Source organism: Aequorivita marina, assembly GCF_031631895.2.
In the GTDB taxonomy this organism is placed as follows: domain Bacteria; phylum Bacteroidota; class Bacteroidia; order Flavobacteriales; family Flavobacteriaceae; genus Aequorivita; species Aequorivita marina.
In genome coordinates this window covers 1-290 of sequence record NZ_JAVMBW020000052.1, presented here as the reverse complement: position 1 = coordinate 290, position 290 = coordinate 1, and the positions used below count along the sequence as shown (strand labels likewise).

Here is a 290-nt window from a genome sequence, read left to right as displayed (position 1 = left end):
TTTGAGCTCATCGTACAGCGAGGTGCTGAAGCAACGGCCCCCACAGAACCCTTCGTTATTTGTGACAACCTACCCCCGCAGGACGGCCATGCTGAGTTTGACCTAGAAGACCTGAGCAACCAGCAAGTCGCTGCCCTACGCGCGGGTATCCTAGGCGATCAAGACCCGGATGTTTACCTGATTAGCTTCCACGAGACCCCAGAATATGCCGAGGCCGGAACCGACCCGATCACCTTTCCGTATGTAAACCTGATCAACCCACAACGGATCTATGTACGGGTGACCAACAC

The 290-nt window shown here is 55.2% G+C and carries 1 protein-coding gene; it reads left to right on the top strand.

The features are described from left to right. Positions 1 to 290, top strand: a 290-nt coding sequence (locus QPK98_RS15645; protein WP_494337543.1) for an FIDD domain-containing protein, incomplete at both ends; no start/stop codon positions are given.